Genomic DNA, 25,728 nt, shown 5'->3' on the forward strand with positions numbered 1-25,728 from the left:
TGGCCCGATGGCCAAGCTCTATTTCTATTATTCGGCAATGAACGCCGGCAAGACCACCACGCTGCTGCAGTCGGCGCACAACTACCGCGAGCGCGGCATGCGCGTGGCCATCCTCACCCCGCGCCTGGACGACCGGGCCGGGCGCGGCGTGGTGGCCTCACGGATCGGGCTCAAAGCCGACGGCATCGCCTTCGACCGCGATACCGACCTGGAGCAGCTGATCCGGGCCGACCTCGCCAGCCATGGGCCGTTGGGCTGCGTGCTGGTGGACGAGGCGCAATTCCTCAGCCGCAGCCAGGTCTGGCAGCTCAGCGAAGTGGTCGACCAGCTGCGCATTCCGGTGCTGTGCTACGGGCTGCGCACCGATTTCCGCGGCGAGCTGTTCGAAGGCAGCCAGTACCTGCTGGCCTGGGCCGACGAGATGCAGGAGATCAAGACCATCTGCCACAGCGGCAAGAAGGCCACCATGACCGTGCGCGTAGACGAACACGGCCACGCGGTGCAGGACGGCCCGCAGGTGGAGATCGGCGGCAACGAACGCTACGTCTCGGTCAGCCGCGCGGAGTTCAAGAAGATCACGCGCGGCGAAGGCCGGATCGAGCCGTTGCAGGCATCCCTTCCGCTCTGATCAATAGAGCGTGCGTTCCGGCGCCCCCGGCGGCGGCGGGGAGTATTGGTACAGCCAGGTTTCCGTCAGGGTCTTGCCACCGCTGCGCAGGTACAGGCGGATGTCGATCTGCTCGGTGCTGTCATCCGGCGGCACCAGATCGAACATGGCGCGGTAGCCCTTGATCTCGCGCAGCGGTCGCGCCGAAACGATCTCGGTGCGGCCGCGGCTGGCCTGTACCACCGCCTCCACTTCGCCCTTGTCGATCAGCGCCGCCAGTTCGCCGCCCTGGAAATCCACGGCGAAGCGCCAGGAGAAATACTCGCGCTTCTTGCCGATCACCCCGCCCAGGCCGGTGCGGGTGGCCACGCACTGGGCCAGCGGCGGGCGCGCGGGCGGCTCGGCGCCCCAGTACAGGCGGTAGCCCAGCAGCATTTCCTGGCCCGGCTGCGGCTTGGCTTCCGGGTTCCAGAACGCCACGATGTTGTCGAAGGTCTCGTCCACCGTGGGAATTTCCACCAGCTGCACCGAGCCCCTGCCCCACTGCCCCTTCGGTTCCACCCACAGGCAAGGGCGCTTCTCGTAGAACACGCCGTCGTCCTGGTAGTGGTCGAAGCTGCGGTCGCGCTGCAGCAGGCCAAAGCCCCTCGGGTTGTTGTCCACGAACATGTTGAAGCGCAGCTGGCGCGGGTTGGACAGCGGGCGCCAGATCCACTCGCCCGCGCCGTTCCACATCGACAGGCCGTCGGTGTCGTGGATCTCCGGGCGCCAGTCCCAGGCCATACGGCGGTCGTTCTCGCCGACCTGATACATGCTGGTGCACGGCGCGATGCCAAGCCGTTCGATGGCCTTGCGCGGATACAGCGCCACGTCCACGTCCATCAGCAGCACATCGCCGTTGGTGATGGCGAAGCGGTAGGCGCCGGCCACGCTGGGCGAATCCAGCAGCGCGTACACCACCAGGGTGTTGGAGTCGGCGGCCGGCTGTTCCAGGAAGTAGGCGATGAAATCGGGGAATTCTTCCGGGCGGTCCATGCCGGTGTCGATCGCCAGGCCGCGGGCGGACTGGCCGTACTGGCCCTCCTTGCCCACCGCGCGGAAGTAGCTGGCGCCCAGGAAGGCGGCAAAATCGCGGTCGGTGTCGGCACGGGTGTTGAGCCGGAACCCGGCAAAACCCAGATCAGCCGGCAGGTGGCCGTTCTTCAGCCCGCTCTTGCCGTAATCGAACGCGGCCGGGTCATAGGCCAGTTCCTGCGCCTTGCCGTCAACGACGTCGAACATGCGCACCGGTGAATGGAAGTACAGGCCCAGGTGGAAGAACTTGGCCTGGAAGCGACCGGGCTGGTCGGCCCACAGTGCGTGGTCCTGGCGGTAGCGGATCGACTGGTACTGGTCCCAGTCCAGCGCCTCCAACGGTCCCGGCAAGGTCCGCCGGTGGCTTTTGTAGGCGGCCTCGGACAGCGCGCGCGCCTGACCCTTGAGGGAGGCGAAATCGAACGGTTGCGGCTGGCCCAGCCGGCGCAGGCCCACCTGGCTGCCCTGCGCGGCACAGGCCGGCAGCGCGGGAAAACCAATGGCGGCAAGGGCCAGGGAGGCGTTGCGGATGAAGTCGCGTCGTTGCATGCAGGCAGCGATGGGCAGGAAAGGGTCGGCCATCATAGGCACGTGGACGTTAATTCGCCGCTGTGGCGCGCGGATCGCGTTCAGGCTTGCCGGCGCGCGCCTGCAGGGTCCTGCTGCCACAGGCGCTCAACGCCTGCGCAATCTGACGTGGAATGCGCCCCCCCTGCGGGCGCTGCGCGCGCACCTCGGCCTGCAGCTGCGCCAGCGCCTCGCGCCCGCGAGCGGGTGCCTGCGTGCAGCCCAGCTCGCCCAGCGCGGACCGTGCCAGCCAGCGCAGGTTGACGCTGCGAGGGTCCAGTGCCCCGCCCTGGGTGAGCGGCTGCAGTGCAAGCTGCGCCTCCACCGGCTGGTCCATCCGCATCAGATTGCGCCCCCAGGCCAGCTGTACCGCCTGCTGCTGCAGGCGCGCCTCCGGTCCGCCGCGCGCGGGCTGGCGCATCAGCCTTGCGAGACGGTCGCCGGCCTGCCAGGGGTCGACGTGCTCGCCGATGATCTCGGCCATGCGCCGGTCGCCGCGCTGCACCTCAGTGTCATCATCGCCACGCTGGGCGGCCTGCCATTGCCTGCCCTCGTGGAAGGCGGCCAGTGCATCCTGCCAGCGGCCGACCTCCGCGAGCGCGTTTCCGTAGTCGTACAGGCCCTGCGGCAGCAGCCCGATACAGTCGGGCTGGCGCCAGATCGCCACCGCCCTGCCGAATGCATCCACCGCCGCCGCCGCATCGCCCCGTTCGAGTGCCGAACGGCCAAGCGCATGCCAGGTCTGGCCAGTGTCGCGGTGCTGCTCGCCCAACGCCTTGCGGGTGAGCCGGTGCACCTGCTGCAGGGCGGCTTCGGCTCCAGCAAGGTCGCCGCGCTGCAGCGCCAGCGTGGCGCGCAGGCGGCGGATCGTCAGCGTTTCGGGGTGGTCGGCGCCGTACAGCGTCACCGCAGCGGCGGCGGCCTCCTGCAGGGCCTGGGCGGCGGCATCCAGATCACCCTGCGCGGCCAGCGTCTCGCCCAGCAGGCGCTGCAGGGTGATCAGCTGCGGGTGGCGGTCGCTGGTTCGGACCTGCAACAGCGCCAAGGCCTGGCGGTAGCCGGCCAGCGCGCCCTGTGCATTGCCATCGTCGTTTTCCAGCGCCGCCAGGTCCACCAGGCTTTCAGCCATGCCGGTGGCGTCGTGGGTGATGTCGCGGCGAAGTGCCAGTGCACGTTCAAACGCTTCGCGCGCTTCATCGCGGTAGCCGAGCAACTGCTGGCAGCGGCCCAGCTGGGCGTGGAACTCGGCCACGATCGACGGCATTGCCTGGCGCTGTTCGGTGGCCAGCGCCTGCACCGGCGCCATGTGCGCCACGCACTCGCGTGAGCGGCCCAGCATGCGCAGCGCGCGGCCACGTTGGGTGACCGCTTCCAGCTGTAGCGCGGGTGGCACCTCCTTGACCTGCTGCAGCAGTGCACGCTGCCGGTCCAGGGTTTCGAGCGCCAGCGCGTAATCGCCGATGCCGATCCGCAGCCGGCCGATCACCCCTTCAAGGTTGGCCAAGGGCAGCGGCTGGTCGGCCAGTTCCGCCTCGCCACGCTGTTGCCCGGTGGCAAGCAGCTGGCGCACATCAAAGCTGCCATGGCGCACGCTGGCGGCACGGTCGAACAGGCCGATGGTGAAATCCTGCATGGCCTGCGCACGCGCGATCTCGCGCCGTGCCTGTTGCATCTGCCACACCGCCAGCGCCGCCAGCGCAGCCAGCGCCAGCACCGCCACCGCAGCCAGCGCCACGCCCCAGCGGTGCCGCCCCAGGTACTTGCGCAGGCGGTACAACGGGCGCTGCGGGCGCGCGTGGATCGGCCGCCCTTCCAGGAAGCGCTGCAGGTCCTGCGCCAGCGCCTCCACCGATGCGTAGCGCTGCGCCGGCTCCTTCTGCAGCGCCTTGAGCAGGATGGTATCCAGGTCGCCGCGCAGGCGCCGGGCCAGCCGTCGCGCGGCCGGGGTGGCAGCCGCATCGGTGATGTCGCCGCGCATCAGCACGCTCGACGCGCGTGGCGCATCCACTTCCAGGATCGAGCGTTCCCATTCGGCATCGCTGTGCCGACGCAGGCGGTACGGCTTGCGCCCGGTAATCACCTCGAACAGCACCACACCCAGCGAATACACGTCGGTCAGGGTGGTGACCGGTTCACCCCGCACCTGTTCGGGTGCGGCGTAGTGCAGGGTGAAGGCACGCACTTCGGTCGGCGGGTGCGCGGCGCTGGTGCGCGTGTGCTCATCGTCGAGCAGTTTGGCGATGCCGAAGTCCAGCAGCTTCACCTCGCCGTTGGCGGTGACCAGGATGTTGGACGGCTTCAGGTCGCGATGCACGATCAGGTTGGCGTGTGCGTGGCTGACCACCGCGCATACCTGCAGCATCAGCTGCAGGCGCCGTTCAAGCGGCAGCTGCAGGCGTTGGCAGTAATCGGTGATCGGCTCGCCTTCCACATACGCCAGCGCCAGGTAAGGCTGGCCCTGCAGGTCCACGCCGGCATCGAGCAGCTGCGCCAGATGCGGGTGCTGAAGCCGCGCCAGGATTTCGCGTTCACGGCTGAAACGCTGGCGCAGGCCAGGGTCGGCGTAGCCGCTGCGCAGCAGCTTCAGCGCCACCTGGCGCTGGTACAGCCCATCGGCGCGCTCGGCCAGCCACACTTCGCCCATGCCGCCTTCGCCCAGCTGTCGCAGCAAACGGTACGGGCCGACAGCGGTACCAGCGCGGCTGTCTTCGGGTGCCGCGGTCCATAGCGGCTGTTCGAGGAACTCGCGGCTGTCCTGCTCATGGTCGAGCAATCGTTCCAGGTCGTCGGCCAGGCTGGCGTCGGCCACGCGCAGCTGTACCAGGCGCGCGGCGCGCTGGTCGTGCGGCATCTCCAGCAATTGATCCAGCAGCGTCGACAGCTGCCGCCAACGCACTGCGTCCATCGTCCTTCCCCGGAGCGCTGCATGATTCCTGCCCGCGCGCGCCACGGCGCGGGTCCCTGACCGCGGCGCTCAGTCCTCGCGGACCGACGCCAACAGGAACATCCGTGCCTTCTGCCAGTCGCGCCGGATGCTGCGCTCGGAGCGCTGGCACAGGTCGGCGATCTCCTGCTCGGACAACCCGGCGAAGTAACGCAGCTCGACTACCTTGGCCAGGTGCGCGTCCACCGCCTGCAGCCGCGCCAGGGCCACGTCCAGCGCCAACAGGTCCTCATCCAGGCGCACGCCGCTGCTGCTGTTCTCGGGAATTTCGGCCACGCGCTTGAGATCCCCGCCACGCTTGCGCGCCAAGCGGTTGCGCGCGTAATCAACCACCACGCTGCGCATGGCCGACGCGGCGTAGGCAAAGAAATGCGCGCGGTCTTCGAACCGGGCCGCGCCGCGCGCGCCCAGCAGCTTCAAGTACGACTCATGGACCAGAGAGGTGGCATCCAGCGTGCGGCCCTGCTGCCCGGCCAGCTGGCGCCGGGCCATGCTGTGCAGTTCCTGGTACAGCAGGGTCAGCACCCGGTCGAGTGAGGCGCGGTCGCCCGACCGGGCCGAATCGAGCCATACGGTGATATCCGGGCTTTCGTCCATCGCACACCCCGCCGGTGACGTTTGGCCGACTATAGCGCCGCTTCCTGCCTGTGCGTAGGACAGTTCATCGCTGGCAGTGGCCGCACCACACGCTGGCACGCTGGCCAATGATGGCGTGGCGCAGCGCTCGCCCACACTGGCGGCACGGTTCGCCCTCACGCCCGTACACCAGCAGTTCCTGCTCGAAATAGCCCGGGGCGCCGTCCGGATTGATGAAATCACGCAGGGTGGTGCCGCCGCGGGTGATGGCGTAGCCCAGGATCTGCTTCACCGCCGTGGCCAGCCGCTGGTAGCGGTCGCGCGATATCTTTCCGGCCTCGCGCAGTGGGTTGATGCCGGCCATGAACAGGCTTTCGGCGGCGTAGATGTTGCCTACCCCGACCACGATGGCCTGGTCCATCAGGAACGTTTTCACCGAGGCGCTGCGGCCCCGGCTGCGCTGGAACAGGTGGTCGCCATCGAACACCTCATCCAGTGGCTCCGGTCCCAGCCCAGCCAGCAGCGGATGGGTTTCTCCGGCCGGCTGCCAGAGCAGGCTGCCGAACCGGCGCGGGTCGTTGAAGCGGAGCAGGCGACCGTTGTCCAGGCTGATGTCGACATGGTCATGTGCGCGAAGTGGGGTGTCTCCCGGTAGTACACGGAGGCTGCCGGACATCCCCAGGTGCAGCACGGCGCTGCCGATGGGCGTATCCAGCAGCAGGTACTTGGCGCGGCGGCGCACCCCGTCAATGGGCTGGCCGGGCAGCAGCGCGCTGATTTCGTCGGGAATCGGCCAGCGGAGATCCGGCCTGCGCAGGATCACGCCGTGCACGCGGCGCCCTTCCAGGTGCGGGGCCAGGCCGCGGCGGGTGGTTTCTACTTCGGGAAGTTCAGGCATGGGGACAGTCTACGTGCGCCGCAGCGGGGCAGAGCCCCCTCTACGAAGGTGGCAGGCATGTGCGCGGTGTCAGCGGGGTGGGGCCGAGAGTTCCTTCGCGCTCAGGAAGCCATCGCCGTTGGCGTCCTGCTTGTGGAAGCGTTCGACGATCGTCTGCCGCTGCTGGTCGCGGGTGACCGGCCTGCCCTTGCCGCCGGGCAGTTCATCGGCGCTGAGCACGCCGTTGCCGTCGCGGTCCATGCGGTCGAACGCGTACATCATCCACTGCACGTATTCGTCAACGCTGACCTTGCCATCCCCATCGGTATCCATGCGCTGCAGATAGCTGCCGGTATCGGTGACCTGGGCCTGCGCGGAAAACACAAGCAGCAGTGCCGCGCAGGGAAGGCCCCGCACAAGGCGGCGCCTTCCGGTGGTGCAAAGGGCAGGCCGCACCGGTCAGTGCGCCGTCAGCGCGTAGCCCTTCAGGCGCGCGGCGTAGTTCTGCAGCGCGGCGATGCCGCTGGCCTCGGCTTCGTGGCACCAGGCCTGCAGCAACTTGAGGCGTTCGGCAGCATCGTTGCCACGGGCTTCCAGCAGGGCCGCCAGGCGCGCGCGGTGTTCCACCAGCACGCGGATGCGCGGGCGCTGTTCGACCCAGGTGCTGAGCTCGGCGCGGCAATCGGGCTTGAGCCAGCGTCCGTCGTTGACCAAGCCACGACGCATGCGGCGCGGCAGCAGCTTGCGCAGCTTCGCGCCGGCAAAGGCCGCTTCTTCGCGTAGCGCCGGCACGAACACGTTGCGCTGGTAATCGGTCATGGCCTGGAAGCGGTGCGAGAGCAGCGCCTTCAGGGTTTCGGCATCGGGCACGGCGATGTTCGGGCGCACGTCCATGCTGGGCGCCACGCGCAGCACCTTGGCCAGGCCCATGGCCTGCAGGCCGCGGATGGCCGCCCAGCCGATATCGAACTCCCAGCGGCGCATCGAGAAGCGGGCCGAGCTGGGGAAAGCGTGGTGGTTGTTGTGGAGCTCTTCGCCGCCGATCCAGAACGCCCAGGGGGTGAGGTTGGTGGAGGTGTCAGCCGATTCAAAGTTGCGGTAGCCCCACCAGTGGCCCAGGCCGTTGACCACGCCGGCGGCCCAGAAGGGAATCCACGCCATCTGGATCGCCCACAGGGCCACGCCGGGCAGGCCGAACAGCAGCAGGTTCAGCGCGAACAGGACCACCGGGCCCAGGTTGGCGTGCGGGGTATACAGGTGGCGCTCGATCCAGTCTTCCGGAGCGCCGCGCCCGTACTGTTCGATATCCGCGCGCATGCCACGGGCTTCGCGGTACAGCTCCACGCCGCGCCAGAACACGGTGCCGATGCCCTTGGTCACCGGGCTGTGCGGATCCTCCTCGGTTTCCACCTTGGCGTGGTGCTTGCGGTGGATCGCTACCCACTCCTTGGTGATCATGGAGGTGGTGAGCCACGTCCAGAAGCGGAAGAAGTGCGCGATGGCCGGGTGGAAATCCACCCCACGATGCGCCTGGCTGCGGTGCAGGTAGAGGGTGACGGCAAAGATGGTCAGCTGGGTGAACACCAGCAGCACCAGGCCCATGCCCCACCAGCCGAGGCCGACTACACCGCCGGTCAGGAAGTTGATGAGGGTATCGAGCATCGCAGGACTCCGGGCCGAGATGGCCAGCAGGGAAACGGGTACGGTTGGAACCATGATGGGGCCAGACGTTGCAAACTTCATCCGTCTGATGCGATTTTTGCGCAGTCATTCAGTTGTTTTCCCCCTTCGTGAGCATTGCCCCCGCATTCATGACCGTTGCCACCCCGCCGGCCGTTGCCAACGCCGCCCCCCTGATCGAACTCGACCGCGCATGTGTCATCCGTGGACAGGTCCGCGTGCTGCATGACCTGAGCCTGCGCATCGCCCAAGGCCAGCACACCGCGCTGCTGGGTCCCAACGGCTGCGGCAAATCCTCCTTCATCAAGCTCATCACCCGTGAGCTTTACCCGCTGGCGCATGCCGACGGCAGCGTGACCGTGCGCGTGCTGGGCCAGAACCGCTGGCAGGTGGACCGGCTGCGTTCGCAGCTGGGCATCGTCACCGGCGACCTGAGCAGCAACCTGGCCGACATGCCCGGACTGACCGTGGAGGAAGCAGTGCTGTCGGGGTTCTTCGCCAGTTTCGTGGTACCGGCGTTCCGCGAGGTCACCGACCAGATGCGCGCGCGGGTACGTGAAACGCTGGCTCTGACCGGCGCGCTGGGGTTGCTGCAGCGGGGCTATGCCGAACTTTCGGCAGGCGAAACGCGGCGCGTGCTGATCGCCCGGGCGCTGGTGAACCGGCCGCAGGCGCTGTTGCTGGATGAGCCCTCCACCGGGCTGGACCTGGTGGCGCGCCAGCACCTGATCGCCAGCATGCGCACGCTGGCCGCGCAGGGCATCACGCTGGTACTGGTGACCCACCACATCGAAGAGGTGATTCCGGAGATCGAACGGGTGGTGCTGCTGCGTGGCGGCCGGATCGCAGCCGATGGCACCCGTGCGGAACTGTTGCGGGACGGGCCGTTGTCGGACGTGTTCGGCGGCCCGATCCAGGTGGTGGAGCACGAAGGCCGGCTGACCGCCTTCGCAGGCTGAGGGCGCTGCGCACGGCAGGGGACGGGGGTTGCCCGTCCCCTGCGCTGGTCAGAACCGCACCGCTACCGCGCGGCTTTCGATCGGCGCCATCCGGCCCTGGTCCTGCAACTGCAGGTCGCGCAGTTCGAAGGGGGCCGAATAGCCTTTGGGCAATGGCGCGGTGTCGAACGCGAGCAGCAGCTCACCGGCGCCTGCCGCATCGAACCACGCCGCACTGTGCGCCTGCGCCACCGGGTGCAGCCTGCCGTCGGGGCCGGTGGCGTGCAGCGTGCCGCGCGCCTCATAACGGCCCGGCGCGCCGATCTGCAGCGGCAGCCGCACCTGGCGCTGGGCGGCATCCACCTCGACCTGGCCGCTGAAGCGCGCCGTCGGCCGGGCCACGGCGAACGCCACCTTGGCGTCGCGCTGCACCCCCTGCGCGGTAACGAAGGCCTGCAGTTCCCACAGCCCCTGTGCCTGCCCCACATCCTCGGGAATGGTCACCTGCGCGCGCAGGCCATCCTTGCCTGCCACCAGCGGCACCGGCCAGCTGCGCCCGTCCGGTGCCACCAGCAGTGCTTCGCCGCCCGCCGGCAGCGTGCGCGCTACCGAGCGCCCCGCCGCCCGCGCCGCGCTGCCGCCGTCGTGCTGCAGGCGTGCATTCAACAGCACGCTGCCACCGGCCAGCACCTGCTGGCGGTCAGCCTGCAGGGTCAGCGCGATCGGGCTGTTGGGCTCCAGCACCTGCACCACGTAGCGGCCCTGGGCCTGCGGTGCCTGCAGGCGGTAGGTGCCCACCGCCGTACTGGCGCCGGTCCGCGCCATCGCGCTGCCCTCGCCCACGCCCATGCCGGCGGCGCGCAGCTGCTGGGCATCGACCACCTTGTCCAGCGCCACCGCGCCGGACGGGTCGCGCACCTGCAGCTGCGCCACGTCCAGCGCGCGGGCGCCCTGCACCGGGCTGACCTGGATCACCGCATCGGGTGCGGTCAGCGGCAGCTCCAGGCCGCGCTGCAGCGTGGCCGCATCCACGGTGTCCCAGTAGCTGCGGCTCAGTGCAACGAACGGGGCCGGCGCGCTCAGCGCCCGGGTCGGGTCCAGCGCCCAGGCAAAGCGCACGGGGGCACGTTCCACCGTGGCATCGGGCATCGGCGCGCGTTCCACGCGTGGGGCCACCTGGTCGGTGCCGCGCGCGGCCTGCAGCGGTTGGGCGGCGTGCAGCGGCAGCGCGGACAGCGCCGAGGCTATGGCCATGGCAAGCATCAATCGTGACGTCATGGCATGCTCCTCAGAGGGTCAGGTCGTTGCGCAGGATCGCGCCCAGGCCGAAGCATTCGCGCCGGCTCTGGTTGTGGCTGAGCGGTTCGGCGCCGTCGGTGCGCGCCTTGTCAGTGAACAGCACGCTGCCGGCCGCCTTCTGGCTGCTGCATTCCAGGAAGCCATCGGAACAGCTGTCGAGCCAGTTCCGGGTAAGTTCCAGCCCGACGTTCTGCGCATACCCGCCGCAGTAGCTGCTGCTGTCCCACACTGCCGATTCCACATCTGAACCCACCACCGCGCGGAATGGCCTGGGCAACGCAGGCCGGCCTGCGCTGCCGTACAGGTTCTGCGCATTGTAGGTGGCCATCCAGCCCACCTGCTGCATGCGCACCGCATCGTTCTGGTAGCCCAGCAGCCAGCCGACCGAGGCTTCGAACGCGTTGCCGTTGAGCACCGCATCAGCCAGCGGCGTGCCGGCCGACGACGGCGCCAGCGCGGTGACCTTGCTGATGGTCTGGATGAGTTTCGGGTAGCGGCTGTCGTAGGTGGGGTTGGACAGGATCCAGCGCACCACGTTGCCGCCGTTGGAATGGGTGATCACCACCAGCTTGGTGATGCCACGCGTGTTGATGAACGTGGTGAGCTGGCCAGCCAGGCAGCCGGCTGCTTCCGGCTTCCACATGTACTGCTCGAAATCGCAGTTGACCACGGTGTAATTGGCGCTGTTGGGCAGGCCCTGGCGAACGGTGTCGATGATGCCCGGCTGCCAGTAATCGGCGCGCGCATCGGTCTGCTGGCCGGTGCCGTGCACGAACGCCACACCCACCACGTCGGCCGCGTGCGCGCTGGCGCAGGCCAGCATCATTCCCAGGGCCAGGCCAGCGCCCTTCCCCACTGCAGTGCTTTGCATCCTGTCACTCCCTCTACCGGTGATCCCCCTGATTGCCGACAGAAGCTATGCCGCCTGCGAATCGGTTTCCGTGAACCAGTAGAGATTTCCTATCATTTGAAACCACTCCCAATGGCGCGCTGCAGTGGATCGTGCCGGTTGTGGCGGCATGACCAGTGGCTGCTGGCAGCGCGCGCCCAAGCTGCGATCATGCGCACTTCACGCCTTCGAGTCCTGCCGATGCAAGCTGCCGCTTCCACCACCGTCCTGCGTCCCTTGCTCGCCACCGCGCTGCTGGCGGCGGCGGCCGGCTGCACCACGGTGGCCGCACCGACCACACCGGTGGAGGCGTCGGTCGTGACCAAGGCGGTGGGTTACCTCGCGGCGGACGCGGTGCCGGACAGCCTGAACCTGGTGCCGGCCCCTCCGGCCAGCGGTTCAGGCAGCTTCGCGCTGGATGAGCAGGTCAGCCGTGAGGCGCGCGCCCTGCGCGACACCCCGCGTTTTGCCCAGGCCCACCGCGATGCCGAACTGGGCTTCCCGGAAGGGGCAAACCAGTTCGCCTGCGCGATCGGGCTGGACGTGGATGCGCAGAAGACCCCCGCGCTGTATCGCCTGCTCGAGCGCAGCCGGATCGATGCCAGCGCCGCCACCCGCGCGGCCAAGCACCAGTACCAGCGCCCGCGCCCGTTCATGGTCAACGGCGAACCCACCTGCACGCCGGAAGATGAAGAAGGCCTGCGCAGGAATGGCTCCTACCCGTCCGGCCACACCTCGATCGGCTGGGCGTGGGCGCTGATCCTGTCGGAGATCGTCCCCGAGCGCGCCGATGCCATCCAGGCACGCGGCCGCAACTACGGCGAGAGCCGCCTGGTATGCAACGTGCACTGGCAAAGCGACATCCTGGAAGGCCGTTTCATGGGCGCGGCAGCCGTGGCGAGGCTGCACGACAACGCCGACTTCAACCGCGACCTGCTGGCCGCACGCAAGGAAATCGCGGCAGCCCGAAAGGCGGGCGCAACGGTAGACCGCGACTGTGCCGCAGAAGAGACGGTCCTGAAGACCCGACCTGCCAGCGCACTGTGATGTCGGGTCGCCCGCGCTGACGTATCCGGTTCTCACCACGTTCGCCAGCGATTTGTAGTGCCACGCCATGCGTGGCAACCGCGCAACGCGCGGCTCAAGCATCCGGAGCCTCGACACTGACGCGTCCGGTGAAATCACCGACGCTGACATCTGTCCGAAGACGTCCGTCAGATGTGCATGACGCCGGAACGAAGCGCCGTTTTTCGCCACAGGTCATGCGTTACCGGGCGTTGAAGCGTTATCGGCGGTCGTTCGGGAACCGACCCTACCGCGCCGGCAACAGCTCGAAACGGAATGGAAAACGGCGCGGATCTCTCCGCGCCGTTGTTGATTCAACCCGTCATCCGCACCATCAGAACTTCGCGGTGAACTCCACGCCAAACGTACGCGGCTCGTTGAGGAAGCCGGTCAGGTTGTTGAAGTCGATCGCACCCACCACGCGGGTCTGGTTGGTCAGGTTGCGACCGAACACCGCAACGTCGTACTGGCCATAGTCCCAGTTGTAACCCAGGCGCAGGCCGCCTTCCAGCGACGAGCGGCTGCGGAATTCCGGCGACTCGTACAGGAAGAAGTTCACCGGGCTGCGGTAGGCCCAGTCGGTGTAGACGTAGAGTTCGCTGGCATCGTTGAGCGGGAAGCCGGCGCGCAGCGTCAGGTTGTGGATCCACTTCGGCGCCTGCGGCAACGGGTTGCCGTTGACCAGCGCGTAGGTGCCCCCGTTGATCACCGTGGTCGGGTCGGTGATGGTGCAGCCGCCACCGCAGATCGCCACCGCCAGGTCGCGGTCCTTGATCTCGGTGTCGTTGTAGCTGCTGCCCAGGGTCAGCAGCACGTGGTCGGTCAGGTAGGCTTCGAAGTCCAGCTCCGCGCCCTGGCCGATGGTCTTGTCCGCGTTGAGCAGGGTGGCGGTGTTGTTGCTGCCGCCCACTGCGATCAGCTGCTGGCCATCGACGTTGTAGCGGAAGATGTTGAAGCCCAGGCGCGCGCGGCGATCGAAGAGGTCGGCCTTGACCCCGATCTCATAGGAAATCACCTTTTCCGAATCGGCCTGCGACACGCCACCAAAGGCCAGCCGGCCCTGGATCGACGGCGCGCGGAAACCCTTGGCTACACGTGCATACGCGTTGAAGTTGTCGGTGACCTGGTACACACCGCTCAGGTCCCAGCTGACATCGTCGACGTCGGTGTTGGCCACGTACGGGCCGCTGACCGGGGTACCGCCCGGCACCGCCTGCAGCACGCTGGCGGTGAAGTCCTTCTTGTCCTGCGTGTAGCGCACGCCGCCGCGCAGCTTGAACTTGTCGGTGACGTCGAAGTCGCCGGAAGCGAATGCCGCCCACGCCTTGTTGCGCTGGCTCTGCACGGCGTGACCGGTCTGCGGGTTGCCCGGGGTCAGCGAGTCGTAGTTGAAGCTGTCGATGGTGACGTCTTCATCGAAGTAGAACACGCCCGCCTGCCAGTCGAAGCGGCCCCATTCGTTGGATTCCACGCGGAATTCCTGGGTCCACTGGCGGTGGTGCGGCAGGCCGTCGGCCGATTCGGACGGGAACGGAATGAAGCCCGGGCCGTAGTTGCCCGCGCCCAGGAAGCTGGCGCCGTAACCACCGTCGATATCGCCATGGTTGAGCGATTCGGCGGTTTCATAGCCGGTGATCGAGTGCAGCGTCACGCCGCCCAGGTTCCACTGCAGGCGCGCGCTGCCGCCCCAGGTTTCCAGCTCGGAGAAGTTCTCGCCGTCGTTGGAGACCTTGTCGCGGTCGAAGTTTTCCACCAGCGCATTGCTGCCCGGTTGGATGATGTTGGCGCGGAACAGGCGCGCGGTGCCGTTGAGCTTGCGCTTGTGCAGGTTGAACAGCGCTTCGAACTCGTCGCCTTCGTACAGGAACTGCACGCGGCCCGCGGCTTCGTCGTAGCCTTCGAAGCCTTCCGCCGGTGCGTTCGGGCGGGTGTTGTCCACGTAGTTGTCGCGGCGCTGGTACAGCGCCGACACGCGCGCGGACCAACGGTCGGTCAACGGCCCACCGTAGGCGGCCTGGGTGTTCCAGGTGTCGTAGGTGCCGTAGGAGACCTTGACGTAACCATCGGCATCCTGCGACGGACGGGCCGAATCGAACTTCACCACGCCGGCCGGCGTGTTGCGCCCGAACAGCGTGCCCTGCGGGCCGCGCAGTACTTCCACGCCGGCAAGGTCGAACAGCGGGAAGCCCTTCAGCAGCGGGCTCTCCTGCACCACATCGTCATACACCAGCGACACCGGCTGCGAGGCATTGAGATCGAAATCGGTGTTGCCCAGGCCGCGGATGTAGAAGCGCGGGAAGGCACGACCGTAGGACGATTCGATGTTCAGGCTCGGCACGCGGGCCGACAGGAAGCGGATGTCGTCGCCGGCCGAACCAAGCACGTCGAGCTTTTCGCCCTGGATGGCCGAGATCGAGACCGGCACGTCCTTGGCGTTTTCGACGCGGCGCTGGGCCGTGACCTGCAGGGTGTCGAGGGCTACCGGATCCTTGGTGGCAGGGGCGTCCTGGGCTGCGGCCGTCAACGGCAGCAGGGCGGCAAGCGCGACAACGAGGGGATGCACGGACGGAGTACGGCCGTGGGCAGTGCGGTTCGGGAACATGGCGATTAGGCTGTGTTGGGAAGGGTGGTGGACCGGCGCTACCAGACAATTGTTGCAGTACAACAACAGCGTCGCAATTGCAGGTCACTCATTACCAAGATCCGGGAGCGCAGATGTGAAGGCACTTGGCCGCGCCCTCGCCCCTCCCTGTGCCAGGATGAATGTCTTCAGCCAGGCCCTGCTGGCGCCACGCGGATGCTGCAGTGCTGCTCTACCAGCGTGGCTGGCACCTCCGCCAGGCACGTGGACCGACAGGCAACCTCGCATAACCACCAGGCGCGAGATCGCCCGCCATGGCCCGGCACTACCGGTATGCTATCGCCCATTCACATTTCGCCACGCCCATGACCGCCTTCCGCCGCACCCGTCTCACGCTGTCCGTTGCCCTGCTCGGCCTGCTGGCTGGTTGCGGCGGTGAAGCCGTTCGCCCGACCCCGCCGCCGGTGGCCACCACGGTGGTGCCGGCCAAGCCGGTGAAGATCGGCATCGCGCTCGGCGGTGGTGCGGCCAAGGGCTTTGCGCATATCGGCGTGATCAAGATGCTGGAAGCCAATGGCTTCGAACCGGTCGTGGTATCCGGAACCAGCGCCGGCAGCGTGGTCGGCGCGCTGTATGCCAGTGGCATGGATGCGTTCCAGATGCAGTCCAAGGCCGTGGCCCTGGATGAGGCCAGCATCCGCGACGTGCGCCTGTTCTCCGGCGGCCTGGTGCAGGGCCAGAAGCTGCAGGATTACGTCAACGCACAGGTGAACAACAAGCCGGCCGAAAAGCTGAAGAAGCCGTTCGCCGCCGTGGCCACCAACCTGGATACCGGCGACCGCGCGGTGTTCGTGCGTGGCAACGTGGGCCAGGCCGTGCGTGCCTCGAGCAGCATCCCGGGCGTGTTCGAACCGGTGAAGATCGGCAGCAACCTGTTCGTCGACGGCGGCGTGGTCAGCCCGGTGCCGGTGGATGCCGCGCGCCAGCTGGGCGCGGACTTCGTCATCGCCGTGGATATTTCCAGCAAGGCCAGCGGTAAATCGCCGACCGGCATGCTGGGCATCGTCAACCAGTCCATCTCGATCATGGGCCAGCGCCTGGGCGAGCAGGAGCTCGCGCGCGCCGACATCATCATCCGCCCCAAGGTGCTGGACATCGGCGCGGCCGATTTCAGCCAGCGCGGCTACGCGATCCTGGAGGGCGAGAAGGCCGCGATGGCCGCGATGCCGCAGATCCGCGCCAGGATCCAGCAGCTGCAGAAGGCCCGCGCCGCTGCGCTGGCCCCGCCGCCGCCGCCGAAGTGCGAGGAGCCCTCGCGCGTGGGCAAGCTGATGGGCCGCAAGGAAAAGTGCGCGTAACCCGCGTTATTCCAGTTGAGACAACGGTAACGCCCTGAAGTCCTTCACCGTGCGCAGCACGAAACTGGAATTCACGTCGGCCACGCCTGCGGCATTGAGCAGCTTGTCCAGCAGGAAGCTGGAGAAGTGCTCCAGGTCGCGCACGTAGATGTGCAGCAGGTAATCCATATCGCCGGTCAGCGCATGGCAGGCCACCACTTCATCCCAGTCCACCACGCTGTCGGCGAACACGCCGATGGCGTGCTGGTCGTGCTTTTCCAGCTGCACGCGCACGAAGGCCTGAAGCCCCAACCCAATCCGGCGCGGGTCCAGCCGCGCGCCGTAGCCGGCGATGACCCCCTCGCTCTCCAGCCGCTGTACCCGCCGCAGGCAGGCTGACGGGGACAGGTTCACCCGCGCCGCCAGTTCGGCGTTGGTGGCGCGGCCATGTTGCTGGATCTCTGCCAGGAGACGCAGATCCGTGCGGTCGAACTGGGCATCTCCGGACATTGCTGCTCCGCAACATTGATTGGACGCAACGATATTGCGCCAGACCGGCAGATCCGTGCAACTTTGCAATCCTCTTGCGCGCGCCCTGCCCTAGCATCAAGGGGTCACTTCCCAGGAGTCCACCTCGATGGAAACCGCCACCGCCCCCCGCCGCGTCGAACACCAGCAGACCGACAAGGGCTACGTGCCGGTGTACACCACCGCCGTGGTGGAACAGCCGTGGGAAAGCTACACCGCCGACGACCACGCCACCTGGAGCACGCTGTACCAGCGCCAGCGTGAGCTGCTGGTGGGCCGCGCCAGCAGGGAGTTCCTGCAGGCGCAGGACGAGATGGGCATGAACGCGCACATGATTCCGCGCTTCGACCAGCTCAACGAAGTGCTGGGCGCCGCCACCGGCTGGACCCTGGTCGGCGTGGAAGGCCTGCTGCCGGAACTGGATTTCTTCGACCACCTGGCCAACCGCCGTTTCCCGGTCACGTGGTGGATCCGTCGCCCGGACCAGATCGACTACATCGCCGAACCGGACATGTTCCATGACCTGTTCGGGCACGTGCCGCTGCTGATGAACCCGGTGTTCGCCGATTACATGGCGGCCTACGGCCGCGGCGGGGTCAAGGCGCACGCGATCGGCCCCGAAGCGCTGCAGCACCTCACCCGCCTGTACTGGTACACGGTAGAGTTCGGCCTGATCAACACGCCCGAAGGACTGCGCATCTACGGCGCGGGCATCGTGTCGTCCAAGGGCGAATCGCTGTATTCGCTGGAATCGGCCGCGCCGAACCGGATCGGGTTCGACCTGGAGCGCATCATGCGCACCCGCTACCGCATCGACACCTTCCAGAAGACCTACTTCGTCATCGACAGCTACGAGCAGTTGATGGAAGCGACCGCACCGGACTTCACCCCGATCTACGCCGCGCTGGAAACGCAGGAGCACCTGCCGGCCGGTGAGGTGCAGGAAGGCGACCGCGTGTTCCAGAAGGGCACCGGCGAAGGCTGGGCCGAAGGCGGCGACGTTTGAGGCAGGAGCGTCACGACCAACGGTCGTGACCTACCGGTGGTCCGAGCGGTAGCGCACGACCGTTGGTCGTGCGGCGTAGAGCCGGGCCCTGCCCGGCCGGCTTCACCGCGGATACGCCAACAGCACCACCAGATCCTGCTCCCCGCGCTGCTGCAGCGCATGCAGGCTGCCCACCCGGGTCAGCAGGGCGTCGCCGGCCGCCACGTCGTACTGCTTGCCATCGAGGACGTAGCTGCCCTGCCCGCTGACGATGTAATAGATCTCATCCTTGTGCTGCGGGTGCAGGCCGATGCCCGCGCCCTTGTGCAGCACGCGCTTGCGCAGCACGAACGGAAGGTCTGTGTTGTCGGCGAAGAACGGGTAGGCGGTGGTCGGTCCGGCGCCGCCATGCGGGCCCGGCTGGGAAATGCCGATATCGCGCTCGTGAACCACGCGCGAGGGCCTGGCCGGGTCGCTGCCCTGCCCTGCGGGCTGGCCCACGTCGCAGTCGATGTCGCGCTTGAGGGCCGGTTTCAGCTCGGGGGTCAACGCCACCCAGTCGCGCAGTACCAGGCAGGCCACGGCGGTGGCACCGGCGGTGCTGAAGTGGGTGCCGTCGGCCTTGTTCTGCTCGGGTACGAACATGAAGTAGGGTTTGGCGCCCTGCTCGCCCAGCGCGCGGATCCAACGGGTGGAGCTGGCATTGAGGTCGATCAGCGCCACCTGTTCGCGCGCGGCCAGCTGCTTCACCGCCTGGGTGTACAGCCCGTGCGTGTCCAGCAGCGAACCGAAGTCGTACAGCAGCCTCGCCACCGGAGTGATCAACACCGGCGTGGCGCGCTTGTCGCGGGCCAGCTGCACATAGCGCATCAGGTACTGCGGGTAGGCGGTGTCCGGGTCGTCGTAGCGGGTGGGGTCTTCGAACTTGGCGTCGTTGTGGCCGAACTGGATCAGCAACACGTCACCCGGTTGGAGCTCGGCGGCGATCGCGTCGAGGCGCTTTTCCTCGATGAAGCTGCGCGCGCTGCGGCCGCCCTTGGCGTGGTTGCGCACCTCCCACACAGCAGGGTCCAGGTAACTCTGCAGTGTCTGTCCCCAGCCGGCCTGCGGCGCGCGTTCCGGGCCGTACCCGGCGGCGGTGGAATCGCCGGCGATGAAGATGCGGTGCGGCGCCGCGTGCGCGGCGGTCGCAAGGAAAAGCAACGACAGCAACAACGAAGAACGCAGCATGTTCGTGCCCCGTAGCGCCGGGCCCTGCCCGGCGGTCGCATGATGTCAGGTTGCGTGGGCCGGGCAGAGCCCGGCGCTGCGCATGAAGCGAGGTAGGTATCGACCGTTGGTCGATACCTTGGCGTTACCGGGCGAGCCAACCACCGTCTACGGGAATGACCGAGCCATTGACGTAATCCGACGCGCTCGACGCCAGGAACACGGCCGTACCGGCGAGGTCTTCCGGGGTGCCCCAGCGGCCGGCCGGGATGCGGTCGAGGATGGACTTGTTGCGGTCCTCGTCGGCGCGCAGCGCGGCGGTGTTGTCGGTGGCCATGTAGCCCGGGGCGATCGCGTTGACGTTGATGCCCTTGTTGGCCCACTCGTTGGCCAACAGGCGGGTGATGCCGGCGATGCCGCTCTTGCTGGCGGTGTACGACGGCACCCGGATCCCGCCCTGGAAGGACAGCATCGAGGCGATGTTGATGATCTTGCCGCGGCCCTGCGCGATGAAATGACGACCGGCCGCCTGCGAGATGAAGAACGCGGACTTGATGTTGACGTTCATCACGTCGTCCCAGTCCTGTTCGCTGAAGTCCACCGCATCGGCGCGGCGGATCAGGCCGGCGTTGTTGACCAGGATATCCAGGCCACCCAGCCCTTCGATGGTTTCGCGGATCACCCGCTCCACCGGCTCGATGCTGATCAGGTTTGCTTCCACCGCCAGGCAGCGGCGGCCCAGCGCGGTGATCCTGGCGATGGTCTCGGTGGGCGGCGCGATGCCGGCCACGGCCACGTCGGCACCGGCCTGTGCCAGCGCCACGGCGATGCCCTGCCCCAGGCCGGTGTTGCCACCGGTGACGAGGGCGACCTTGCCTTCCAGACTGAACGGATTAGCCATTGCGGTTACGGTCCTTATCCAATGCGGTGTGGGTTACTTGAGCTGGCAGATGTCCAGCACGTGCATGTCGGTGTAATCCAGGTTTTCGCCGCCCATCGCCCAGATGAAGGCGTAGTTGCTGGTGCCGGCACCCATGTGGATCGACCACGGCGGGGACACCACCGCTTCGTTGTTCTGGATCACGATGTGACGCTGCGCGTCCGGCTCGCCCATGAAGTGGTACACGCGATCGTTCTGGCCCAGATCGAAGTAGAAATAGACCTCGCTGCGGCGGTCGTGCAGGTGCGGCGGCATGGTGTTCCAGACGCTGCCCGGCTTCAGCACGGTCAGGCCCAGCAGCAACTGCGAGGACTGGCAGGTGGCCGGCACGATGTACTGGTAGATGGTGCGCTCGTTGCTGGTTTCCAGCGCGCCACGCTCCAGGGCAACCGCATCCTTGATCGACAGCTGCTTGGTCTCGAAGCGTGCGTGCGCCGGGGTCGAGGCCAGGTAGAACTGCGCCGGGGTGGCGGCATCATCGGAGGCGAACACCACCTCTTCGCTGCCCATGGCCACGTACAGGCCATCCTTCGGGCCCAGCGTGTAGACGGTGCCATCGACGGTGACGGTGCCACTGCCGGCGCCGACGTTGATCACGCCCAGCTCACGGCGCTCCAGGAACGCGTGGCCGGCGGCCGAAGCCGGTTCGGTCTGCCTGGGCAGGGCCACCGGACCCTTCACCGGGGCCGCACCGCCGAGCACGAAGCGCTCGTAGTGGGTGTACTTCAGGGTCACCGCGTCGGCATTGAACAGGCCGTCGAGCAGGTACAGCTCGCGCAGGTCGTCGTTGCTGGCGCCCTTGATGGCGTCGGGATGGGTGGCGTAGTGGGTCTTGCAGTACATGGCGTCTCCAGAGCAGGGGTGGGCCGACGGGCGGTCCCGGCGCGATTTCCTCCATTCTAGCCAAGCAGGAAACCGGTGTCATTTTGCATTGCGGGATCGGTGGGAACACGACCAACGGTCGTGGGCTACCGGGTGAAATCATGTCCGGGGCGAACGGGGGGCTTGGCTTGCCGGTAGGTCACGACCGTTGGTCGTGACCGGCATCGCTCACTCAATCTTCCGGCGGTTGGCACGAATCGCGCACGATCAGGTGCGGCCGCACGCTGGCAATCTGCAGTGCCGCCTGCCCGTCGGGCTGGACCAGCATCGCCGCGGCGGTGCGGCCGGTGTCGCGGGTGTGGCGGCGCACCGAGGTCAGCGACGGCCACAGCCGCGAGGCCAGCGGGCTGTCGTCGTAGCCGATGATCGAAAGCTGGCGCGGAATGTTGATGCCCGCGCGCAGCGCCACCTTGTAGATACCGGCAGCCATTTCATCGTTGCCGGTGAAGATCGCGGTCGGGCGCTGCTTGCCCAGCAGCAGCTTTTCGGCAGCGGCCACACCGGATTCGAAGGTATAACCGGCTTCCACGATGCGCCCGGGCGGCAGCTCGATCCCGCGCTGGGCGAGGGCATCGATGAAGCCGGCGGTGCGCTCGTGCGCCGAACGGTAGGCACTGGGGCCGGTGACCAGCGCGATGTCGCGGTGGCCCAGTGACAGCAGGTAATCGGCCGCTTCGGCGGCGCCGTCACGGTCGTGGGTGACCACCATCTGCGAGGTGTCGTCCAGCGGCAGCGCGGCGATGCGGGTGAAGCGGCAGCCGATCTCATCCAGCATGTCCACCAGTGCCTGGTCTTCTGAGGCGCGTGGCACCAGGATCACCCCATGCAGCTTCTGCTGCTGCACGAAGCGGCGCACGCCTTCGATGTAACCGGGGCTGCGCGAATCACACGGGTGCACCACCAGTTCGAAGCTGGAGCCACGCAGCGCGTCCAGCGCGCCGTACTGCATGTCCACGATGTACTGCGCGGTGGGGTTGTCGTAGACCATGCCGATCAGGAAGGAGCGGCGGAAGGCCAGCCCGCGCGCCAGCGGGTCGGGGGTGTAACCCACCTCGCGCATCAGCGTTTCCACCTTCTCACGGGTGTCCTTGCGCACCAGTGGCGAGTTGTTGATGATCCGAGAAACCGTTTTCTTGGATACACCCGACAGCCGCGCGATGTCATTGATCGTGGCGGCCTTGCCCTTGGTCAACCCGTGCGGTGACGGGTCGGTCTTGCTGCGCAGTGACATGTGTTCAAACCATGAGAGGTCGATGGAGTCTACCGGCGCCCTCAATCAAGGGCGCGGTAGCGGAACTGGCGGAAGGTCACCTTGCCGTCGCCGGCAGCGTACAGTGCCGGCTTCAGGGCGAGGAACTTCCCGGCCACATTGTGATGGTAGCCGGAGACTTCCATCTGAACCGGGTACTTCTGCCAGGTTCTGCCGTCGGTGCTGGAATGGAAGGTCACGATGTGCCGGTTGTTGGTCACCCGCAGCCACAGCTTGCCGCCTTTGGCACTGGGGGCCAGCCGGGTGGGGCGCTCCTCGCCGTAGCGGTGCATGATGAACTTCTCGCCGTTGCTGCCCACGCCCACATACAGCCGGTCGCTGTAGAAGAGCAGGGCACCGCCCACCGCGCCGGGCGCGATGTCCATTTCGACCTCGAACTGGTAGGCCTGGTCGCCGGCGATGGCGGTCAGCGGCGAGCTGTCCTTCGGGGTGTCGCCCTTGCCCTGCACGGTCAGCCCGTTGGCACCGAAGGCGAGCCGCTTGTATTCGTCCTGGGCCGGGTTGAAGAACGACCACTGTGCGCCCAGGGTCTTGCCCGTGAAGTCGTCCGACAGCGCCATGCCGTGCGGGCCGACCGACTCGCCCGAAGGCTTGGCCAGCGGCTGGCCGAGATCGCCGCCCTTGGCCACGAACCAGCCGTCGTCGGTCCACTCGATCGGCTCCAGCAGCGCCTGGCGGCCCAGTGTCCAATAGCCGTTCTCGTAGCCGTGGTAGATCATCCACCAGCGCCCGTCGGTGCCTTCCACCACGGTGGCATGGCCGCGCGACCACCACGGCTCGCTGGCGGACTTCGTGCGGGTGATCGGGTTGTTTGGTGCGTTCACCCACGGCCCGTGGATCGAGCGCGAGCGCGCGGTAATCACCATGTGCCCGGTCGGCGGGCCGGCGGTACCGCCCACGGCAGTGGTCATGTAGTACCAGCCGTTGTGGAAGTTGATCTTCGGGCCTTCCTGCGCGTAAGCCTCCACATCCCAGCTTTCCGGGTATTTCCAGCCGTCGTAGACGTGTCTGGGTTTGCCCACCACGCTCAGGCCATCGTCGGCCAGCTGCACGTATGCGCCGCCGCTGAGGAACAGGTAGCGCTTGCCGTCTTCCCCCACCGCGTGGCCCGGGTCGATGTAGCCGCCCAGGCCGATGTCGATCGGCTCGCTCCAGGGCCCGCGGATGCTGTCGGACCACACCACGAAGTTGCTGCGGGTCTCGCCGGTGCGTGCCGGGAAGTAGATGAAGTAGCGGCCTTGGTGCTTGACGATGTCCGGCGCCCAGATCGCCCCTACGTTCTTCGTGATGGCATGGCCCAACGGCTGCCAGTTCACCAGGTCGCGCGAGTGCCAGATCGGCAGGCCCGGGTAGGCGTCGAACGAGGACAGCGTGAGGTAATAGTCGTCGCCATCTTTCAGCACCGATGGATCCGGGCGGTCGCCGGCAAACACGGGGTTGAGGAAGGTGCCATCGCCCAGGTCGGCCTGGCGCTGGTTTTCGATGCCACGCTTCCAGGTCGGGGCGGGCGCTTCCGCGGCGTGCAGCGGTGCGGCCAGCAACAGCCCAGCGGTGGCCAGCCCGGCCAGCAGATTCTTCATGCGCATGGAAAATCTCCCTTGTAGGATGCCGGACCCGTCCCGGCAGGACGGGTCCACGTCAGCATTGGCGCGGCGCGGTCACGCGCGCAGCAACGCCGGCAACCACAGCGACAGCTGCGGGAAGAAAGTCACGATGAACAGCACGGCCAGGGCGGCGAACCAGAACGGCCAGATCGAACGCATGCTCTCGCCCACGCTGATTTTTCCGATCGCCGTGCCGATGAACAGCACCGAGCCCACCGGCGGGGTCACCAGGCCCAGTCCACCGGTCAGCACCAGCACCAGCCCGAAGTGGATCGGGTCGATCCCGTAGGCCTTGGCCACCGGCAGGAAGATCGGCGTGCAGATCAGGATCATGGGCGCCAGGTCCATGAAGGTACCCAGCAGCAGCAGCATCACCACGATCATGAGCAGCACCATGAACTGGCTGTGCGCGAAGGACTGCAGGAAGTCCACCGCCGCCGCCGGTACCTGCAGGAACGCCAGCAGCCAGCCAAACACCGCCGCAGTGGCGATCACGAACAGGATCACACCGGTGCTGCGTGCGGCATGGGTCACCGTGCCCATGAACTCGCGCCAGTTGAGCTGCCGGTACAGCACCGTTGTCACCACCAGCGCATAGACCACGGCGATGGCCGCGCTCTCCACAGCCGTGAAGATGCCGGCACGGATGCCAACGAAGATCAGCGCCACCAGCCCAAGCCCGGGCAAGGCCGACACCAGCCGCAGCGTCACCGCGCGCCAGCCCGGGAACACTTCCACGCCATAGCCGCGGCGGCGCGCGACCACGTAGCCGGTGACCATCAGGGTGACGGTCATCAGCAGTGCCGGGACGATGCCGGCCGCGAACAAGTCGGCGATGGAGAGGCCACCACCGGCGGCGGCCGAGAACAGGATCAGGTTGTGGGACGGCGGCACCAGCAATGCCACCAGCGCGGCGGTGATGCTCACGTTCACCGCGAAATCACGGTCGTAACCGCGCTTGACCATCTGCGGAATCATGGTGCCACCGACGGCGGACACGTCGGCGATTGCCGAGCCGGACACGCCACCGAAGAACAGTGAGGACAGGATCGACACCTGGCCGAGGCCGCCACGCAGGCGCCCCACCAGCGAGGAGGCGAGCGAGATCAACCGTTCGGAAATCCCGCCGCGCATCATGATTTCGCCGGCGAAGATGAAAAGCGGAATGGCGATCAGCGAGGCCGAACCGGTACCGGCCGAGATCTGCTGCACCAACACCAGCGTCGGCAGGTCGAGGTACCACAACGTGGCCAGCGCGGCCGCAGCCAGCGCATAGGCTACCGGTACCCCCAGCAGCAGCAGGACGGCGAATACGGTGAAAAGAATCGTAATACCCATGACTCAGCGGTCTCCTTCTGCGTCGGTGGCAGCCGGTTGCACGGCCTGCACCATCTGGTTCAGCGCGAACACTGCCATCAACGCACCACCAATGGACAGCGGCAGGTAGTTGATGCTCTGCGGCAGGTTGGCACCAGCAGTCTTGATGTCCAGCCCGTCCAGCAGCAGCACGGCGGCCCACCAGGCGATCACCACGCCCAGTACCGCCACCACCAGCGACGCGAACACATCCACCGCACGGCGGACGGCCGGGGCCATGTGCGCAGCCAGCAGAAAGAAGCCGAAGTGTCGGCGGGTGTGCACGCCGGTGGCTGCACCCAGACTCATTGCCGTGGCCAGCAGCAGCAGCGTCACCGGCTCGGTCCAGCTGGGCGAATCATTGATGACATAGCGGGCAAAGACCTGCCAGCCCTGCACCACTACCAGCCCGAGCAGGGCGAGCACGGCGATGTGGATGGTGACGTCGGCAATCCGGTCCAGCGCGCGTTGTGGCGCCGAACGCAGGTCGAGGGTGCTTTCAGAACGCGTATCGGACATC

The 25,728-nt window shown here is 67.4% G+C and carries 22 protein-coding genes; 5 read left to right on the forward strand and 17 right to left on the reverse strand.

Annotated elements, in window-relative coordinates; genetic code table 11:
- The first annotated feature begins 7 nt into the window (after window positions 1–7).
- Window positions 8–628: a thymidine kinase gene (locus ACTJI4_RS15955; protein WP_440869906.1), complete on the forward strand. Its 621-nt coding sequence runs from the start codon at window positions 8–10 to the stop codon at window positions 626–628.
- On the opposite strand, the gene ACTJI4_RS15960 is transcribed toward ACTJI4_RS15955, so the two are convergent.
- From ACTJI4_RS15960 to ACTJI4_RS15985, 6 genes are all read right to left on the reverse strand, one after another.
- On the reverse strand, window positions 629–2,230 hold the full coding sequence (locus ACTJI4_RS15960) for a glucan biosynthesis protein (protein WP_392923592.1): 1,602 nt from the start codon (window positions 2,228–2,230) through the stop codon (window positions 629–631).
- 49 nt (window positions 2,231–2,279) lie between these two features.
- Window positions 2,280–5,153, reverse strand: coding sequence for a protein kinase domain-containing protein (locus ACTJI4_RS15965; protein WP_440869907.1), 2,874 nt, complete (start codon window positions 5,151–5,153; stop codon window positions 2,280–2,282).
- A gap of 69 nt (window positions 5,154–5,222) precedes the next feature.
- Window positions 5,223–5,789 carry an ECF-type sigma factor gene (locus ACTJI4_RS15970; RefSeq protein ID WP_392923207.1) on the reverse strand — a complete coding sequence of 189 codons (567 nt, stop codon included), beginning with the start codon at window positions 5,787–5,789 and terminating at the stop codon, window positions 5,223–5,225.
- Between the two features lie 64 nt (window positions 5,790–5,853).
- The gene (mutM, locus tag ACTJI4_RS15975; protein WP_392923204.1) at window positions 5,854–6,666 is read right to left on the reverse strand and encodes a bifunctional DNA-formamidopyrimidine glycosylase/DNA-(apurinic or apyrimidinic site) lyase; all 813 of its coding nucleotides are present in this window, start codon (window positions 6,664–6,666) and stop codon (window positions 5,854–5,856) included.
- A gap of 69 nt (window positions 6,667–6,735) precedes the next feature.
- On the reverse strand, window positions 6,736–7,062 hold the full coding sequence (locus ACTJI4_RS15980) for a hypothetical protein (protein WP_440869908.1): 327 nt from the start codon (window positions 7,060–7,062) through the stop codon (window positions 6,736–6,738).
- Between the two features lie 42 nt (window positions 7,063–7,104).
- The gene (locus ACTJI4_RS15985; protein WP_440869909.1) at window positions 7,105–8,307 is read right to left on the reverse strand and encodes a DesA family fatty acid desaturase; all 1,203 of its coding nucleotides are present in this window, start codon (window positions 8,305–8,307) and stop codon (window positions 7,105–7,107) included.
- A gap of 149 nt (window positions 8,308–8,456) precedes the next feature.
- Between ACTJI4_RS15985 and ACTJI4_RS15990 the strand changes: the two genes are divergently transcribed.
- Window positions 8,457–9,284, forward strand: a complete 828-nt coding sequence (locus tag ACTJI4_RS15990; protein WP_440869972.1) for an ABC transporter ATP-binding protein — start codon at window positions 8,457–8,459, stop codon at window positions 9,282–9,284.
- A 48-nt stretch (window positions 9,285–9,332) separates the two neighbouring features.
- On the opposite strand, the gene ACTJI4_RS15995 is transcribed toward ACTJI4_RS15990, so the two are convergent.
- Window positions 9,333–10,541 carry a DUF4785 domain-containing protein gene (locus ACTJI4_RS15995; protein WP_440869910.1) on the reverse strand — a complete coding sequence of 403 codons (1,209 nt, stop codon included), beginning with the start codon at window positions 10,539–10,541 and terminating at the stop codon, window positions 9,333–9,335.
- A gap of 10 nt (window positions 10,542–10,551) precedes the next feature.
- The gene (locus ACTJI4_RS16000) at window positions 10,552–11,433 is read right to left on the reverse strand and encodes a hypothetical protein (RefSeq protein ID WP_440869911.1); all 882 of its coding nucleotides are present in this window, start codon (window positions 11,431–11,433) and stop codon (window positions 10,552–10,554) included.
- A 219-nt stretch (window positions 11,434–11,652) separates the two neighbouring features.
- Here ACTJI4_RS16000 and ACTJI4_RS16005 point away from each other — a divergent pair, with 219 nt between their 5' ends.
- Window positions 11,653–12,498 carry an acid phosphatase gene (locus tag ACTJI4_RS16005; RefSeq protein ID WP_392923190.1) on the forward strand — a complete coding sequence of 282 codons (846 nt, stop codon included), beginning with the start codon at window positions 11,653–11,655 and terminating at the stop codon, window positions 12,496–12,498.
- A 352-nt stretch (window positions 12,499–12,850) separates the two neighbouring features.
- On the opposite strand, the gene ACTJI4_RS16010 is transcribed toward ACTJI4_RS16005, so the two are convergent.
- The gene (locus ACTJI4_RS16010) at window positions 12,851–15,118 is read right to left on the reverse strand and encodes a TonB-dependent receptor (RefSeq protein ID WP_392923188.1); all 2,268 of its coding nucleotides are present in this window, start codon (window positions 15,116–15,118) and stop codon (window positions 12,851–12,853) included.
- Window positions 15,119–15,462: 344 nt separating this feature from the next.
- Here ACTJI4_RS16010 and ACTJI4_RS16015 point away from each other — a divergent pair, with 344 nt between their 5' ends.
- A complete protein-coding gene (locus ACTJI4_RS16015; protein ID WP_392923185.1) occupies window positions 15,463–16,455 on the forward strand; it encodes a patatin-like phospholipase family protein in 993 nt (330 codons plus the stop codon).
- Window positions 16,456–16,461: 6 nt separating this feature from the next.
- On the opposite strand, the gene ACTJI4_RS16020 is transcribed toward ACTJI4_RS16015, so the two are convergent.
- Window positions 16,462–16,944, reverse strand: a complete 483-nt coding sequence (locus ACTJI4_RS16020) for an Lrp/AsnC family transcriptional regulator (protein WP_392923182.1) — start codon at window positions 16,942–16,944, stop codon at window positions 16,462–16,464.
- Between the two features lie 127 nt (window positions 16,945–17,071).
- Here ACTJI4_RS16020 and phhA point away from each other — a divergent pair, with 127 nt between their 5' ends.
- Entirely contained in the window at window positions 17,072–17,968 is an 897-nt protein-coding gene (phhA, locus tag ACTJI4_RS16025) for a phenylalanine 4-monooxygenase (protein ID WP_440869912.1), read from the forward strand.
- 102 nt (window positions 17,969–18,070) lie between these two features.
- On the opposite strand, the gene ACTJI4_RS16030 is transcribed toward phhA, so the two are convergent.
- From ACTJI4_RS16030 to ACTJI4_RS16060, 7 genes are all read right to left on the reverse strand, one after another.
- The gene (locus ACTJI4_RS16030) at window positions 18,071–19,177 is read right to left on the reverse strand and encodes a GDSL-type esterase/lipase family protein (protein WP_440869913.1); all 1,107 of its coding nucleotides are present in this window, start codon (window positions 19,175–19,177) and stop codon (window positions 18,071–18,073) included.
- A 124-nt stretch (window positions 19,178–19,301) separates the two neighbouring features.
- Window positions 19,302–20,057: a 2-dehydro-3-deoxy-D-gluconate 5-dehydrogenase KduD gene (gene kduD / locus ACTJI4_RS16035; protein WP_392923174.1), complete on the reverse strand. Its 756-nt coding sequence runs from the start codon at window positions 20,055–20,057 to the stop codon at window positions 19,302–19,304.
- Between the two features lie 33 nt (window positions 20,058–20,090).
- Window positions 20,091–20,939, reverse strand: coding sequence for a 5-dehydro-4-deoxy-D-glucuronate isomerase (gene kduI, locus ACTJI4_RS16040; RefSeq protein ID WP_392923172.1), 849 nt, complete (start codon window positions 20,937–20,939; stop codon window positions 20,091–20,093).
- 211 nt (window positions 20,940–21,150) lie between these two features.
- A complete protein-coding gene (locus tag ACTJI4_RS16045; RefSeq protein WP_093535383.1) occupies window positions 21,151–22,209 on the reverse strand; it encodes a LacI family DNA-binding transcriptional regulator in 1,059 nt (352 codons plus the stop codon).
- A 41-nt stretch (window positions 22,210–22,250) separates the two neighbouring features.
- Window positions 22,251–23,834 (reverse strand): family 43 glycosylhydrolase, encoded by a 1,584-nt coding sequence (locus tag ACTJI4_RS16050; RefSeq protein WP_440869914.1) that lies wholly within the window; start codon window positions 23,832–23,834, stop codon window positions 22,251–22,253.
- A 72-nt stretch (window positions 23,835–23,906) separates the two neighbouring features.
- Window positions 23,907–25,190, reverse strand: coding sequence for a TRAP transporter large permease (locus ACTJI4_RS16055; RefSeq protein WP_392923166.1), 1,284 nt, complete (start codon window positions 25,188–25,190; stop codon window positions 23,907–23,909).
- Window positions 25,191–25,193: 3 nt separating this feature from the next.
- On the reverse strand, window positions 25,194–25,727 hold the full coding sequence (locus ACTJI4_RS16060) for a TRAP transporter small permease (protein WP_440869915.1): 534 nt from the start codon (window positions 25,725–25,727) through the stop codon (window positions 25,194–25,196).
- Window position 25,728: the final 1 nt, after the last annotated feature.

The sequence above is a fragment of the Stenotrophomonas sp. 22385 genome (assembly GCF_052045085.1).
Lineage (GTDB): Bacteria > Pseudomonadota > Gammaproteobacteria > Xanthomonadales > Xanthomonadaceae > Stenotrophomonas.